Here is a 3,672-nt window from a genome sequence, read left to right as displayed (position 1 = left end):
CCTGACTTTTCACTAGTTAAGATGATTGACTTACCATCTTCAGTGAAAGTCAAATCATCGTTAACATCAATCCAAGCCTTATTCTTCTCTTCATAAATCAACTTGTGATCACCCGTATTTACATCAGCAAACAAAAGCTCATAATGATTTTGATGACGGTTCATACGAACCATGCTCAATACTTCAGGATTACGCGTCCATTTGATTCTTGGGATATACTGATCGGTCTCCTCTCCCACATTCATGGTTTTCGTTTTCTCCGAAGCCAAATCGTAAACATGAATACTCACAATTGAGTTATCCTCTCCTGCCTTTGGGTACTTGAATGTGTAATTCTCTGGATAAAGAGCATTGGCTTTTTTCTCAGGATAAGTTCCTTTGAAAACAGTCATATTGAATTGTTTCACAGAACTTTCGTCGAAACGCATAAAAGCAATTCGCTTGCCATCGGGCGACCATTGAAAGCCTTTCCAAAAGGAGAACTCCTCTTCGTAAACCCAATCTGGAGCCCCATTGATAATGTGATTGTATTTGCCATCGAAGGTGAATTGTTTCTCCTTATTAGTCTTCAGATCTTTAATAAACAAATTGTTCTCACGAAAGAAACAAACCTGATCACCTGCAGGAGAAAAATCGGCTAATTGCTGACGTCCTGTTGAAAGTGCATCCAACTTTTCATTTGCTCTATCGAAAACGAAAAACTCTGCCGAATAAGAATGACGGTAAATATTGATTCGATTACTTGCTAGTAAGAGCTTCTTCTCGTCAGACGAGAACTGGTAGCTATCAATTCGCTTAATCGCTGTATTTTCCATTGTAGACAAATCGAAAAGAACTTCGATCAGTTTCCCGGTTGCATAGGCATATTTCTCAATGCGTTGGCCTTCCTTAAGTATCGTATAATGCAGACCATCGTTCATAGAACGCAAGCCGTATACCGATCTGGCATTAAAAGTTCCGTTTAGCGTTACATCTTCCAATGTAAAAGCCTTTTCGCCATTTTGTGCCCCTACTACAAATGCAATTAGCAATAAGGGGATTAGTAGTAAATGTTTCATATATAAGGATAAAGTAAATAAAGGTTGAAGTGATAAGGTAAAAGGATAAAGTTGTCGGTTTTCGGTTGTCAAGAGCTGATAACCGAAAACTGACAACAGATAACTGAATACAATTAAAAATCAGTATGTTCATTTCTTCGGATGATCTCATTTTGAAGATCCTCACCCAAGTCGTTAAAGTAATCGCTATAACCCGCTACACGAACAATCAGGTCTTTATAGGCCTCTGGATTTTTCTGTGCATTGCGAAGGGTATCAGCACTCACTACATTGAATTGAATATGATGGCCATCCATACGGAAATAAGAACGAACCAAATTCATCACTTGGGTAATGCCTGCCTCATCATCCATAAACTGAGGACTGAACTTCTGATTCAGAAGAGTACCACCAGTGCGTAGATGATCAATCTTTGCTGCTGATTTTACAACCGCCGTTGGGCCTTTAGTATCAGCACCCTGATAAGGTGAAATTCCTTCGGAAAGTGGCATTTCTGCCAATCGTCCATCAGGAGTAGCAGCCATTATATTCCCAAAATACACGTGACAAGTCGTCGGTAACATATTGATGCGGAACACGCCACCTTTTGCTGTAGGTCTACCATTAATAGCCTCATAAAAAGTTTCGAAAATGTCAATGGCTAAATCATCAGCATAGTCATCATCATTACCATATTTTGGCGTCTTATAAATTAAATCACTTCGTAACTGATCGTAGCCTTCGAAATTGGCATCCATGGCTTTTTTCAAATCGGTCAGACTCAACATTTCCTTTTCGAAAACATTCAATTTAATAGAAGCCAACATGTCGCTCAAACTTCCCAATCCCACACCTTGAACGTAAGAGGTATTGTAGCGAGCTCCGCCCGCATTATAGTCTTTCCCTTTACTGATACAATCATCAACCAAAACCGAAAGGAAAGGGACTGGTAGATAAGTCGCATAAAGGCGCTCAATCACATTATTACCTCTAAGCTTGATATCGGCAAAGTGTTTCACCTGTTTCTGCCAAGCTGCAAATATCTCATCATAGGATTTAAAGCTGGACAATTCACCGGTTTGCAATCCAATCAATTTTCCCTTGCGCGGATCAACACCATTGTTCATGGTGATTTCAAGAATCTTAGCCAAGTTAAAATAGCCACTCAGACTGTAATTCTCGGTTCCGAAAGCACCAGTTTCAACACAGCCACTACAGCCACCGTTTCGGGCATCTTCAATGCTTTTTCCCTGAAGCAACATTTCCTGAATCACGGCATCGGTATTGAAAATAGAGGGTTGACCGAATCCCGTCTTCACAATTCGAAGCGCTCGTTTGATAAAGCGATCGGGATTTTTCTTGCTCAATTGCACCATCGAACTTGGTTGCAACAAACGCATTTCCTCAATCACATTTAAAATGATATAAGACATATCGTTCACGGCATCAGAACCATCTTCCTTTAAACCTCCCATATTAATCAAGCAAAAGTCGGTATACGTATTACTTTCTTTAGCCGTTACTCCCATTTTAGGTGGAGCTGGATGGTTATTGAATTTGATCCAAAAAGCATGCAGTAATTCATACATACTATCTTCAGCTAGCTCACCTGTTTTCACTTCCTTCTCGTAGAAAGGCAAAAGGTGCTGATCCAATCGACCCGGGTTAAAGGAATCCCAAGGATTAAGCTCAGAGATAACACCTAAGTGAATAAACCAATAATGCTGTAAAGCTTCATGGAAAGTTTCTGGTGCATTTGCAGGCACACGACGACATACTTTAGCCATCTGCTCTAACTCAGCTTTTCTTTCAGTATTCTTTTCTGTCTTAGCTAAGCTCTCCAATTCTTCGGCGTGACGCTCTGCGAAATGTATGATACCATCGCAAACAATGTCCATAGCTTTCAACTCTTCCTGCTTGTCGTAGGCTTCATTGTCGTTAAAAAAATCCAGAGCTTCAATGGCTGTAGCGATATCCTTTTTAACATCAAGAAAACCTCTTTGGAACATTTTCTTACCCAAAACGGTATGTCCCGGAGCACGTTGCTCTTGAAACTCAGTAAAAATACCTGCTTCATAGGCATTCAACCACTCGGGAGTCATATTCCCTATCAGCTTATCGCGATTAGTTTTCCCAGTCCAAAAAGGAATAATACTTTCCTCGTAAATCTTAAATGTCTCCTCATCAACCTTGAAAGACACCTTGTTTCTTTCGTTCAAAATCTTAAGATCATCCAAAGAGTGAATGCAAATCTCAGGATATGTCGGACAGGACTTTGGCGCTGGTCCTCGTTCACCAACGATCAGTTCATCTGGATTGATGCAAATCTTCTTGTTGGTAAAAAAATGTTGGAAAGAAAGGGCACGTTTCACTGGTGTAGAAACCATTTGTGCCTCATCTGATTTATAAAATTCGGTCATTAACAAAGCGCGCTCTGGCGAAATGCAGTTGATTGCATTTAAACTTTGTTCTCTTAATTTTTTTATTCTAGTGTTCATGATTTTTTGAATTAATAATTGGTAATTAATAATTATCAATTGTCTTAGCCGCCCACACTTACTTTATATCCCGATTTCCTAAAAATAGACTGAACCCATTGTGTATCCTCTTCTAGCAAAGAAGGGATATCAGGCAT

2 protein-coding genes are annotated in these 3,672 nt (G+C 39.7%); both read right to left on the bottom strand.

Annotated features, from left to right (window positions below; translation table 11 throughout):
• A partial coding sequence (locus tag ABY905_RS15050) for a DPP IV N-terminal domain-containing protein (protein WP_372645335.1) occupies positions 1-1,058 on the bottom strand: 1,058 nt, incomplete at its 3' end.
• A 113-nt stretch (positions 1,059-1,171) separates the two neighbouring features.
• The gene (gene hypD / locus ABY905_RS15045) at positions 1,172-3,535 is read right to left on the bottom strand and encodes a trans-4-hydroxy-L-proline dehydratase (protein WP_372645333.1); all 2,364 of its coding nucleotides are present in this window, start codon (positions 3,533-3,535) and stop codon (positions 1,172-1,174) included.
• Positions 3,536-3,672 lie beyond the last annotated feature (137 nt).

Origin of the sequence: Ancylomarina sp., assembly GCF_041555295.1 — a bacterium.
Classification (GTDB): domain Bacteria; phylum Bacteroidota; class Bacteroidia; order Bacteroidales; family Marinifilaceae; genus Ancylomarina.
This window is presented reverse-complemented; position numbering and strand designations above follow the sequence as displayed.

Coding starts and splice junctions, on each gene's coding strand:
- hypD (WP_372645333.1), bottom strand. CDS start 3,535: ATGAACACTAGAATAAAAAAATTAAGAGAACAAAGTTTAAATGCAATC.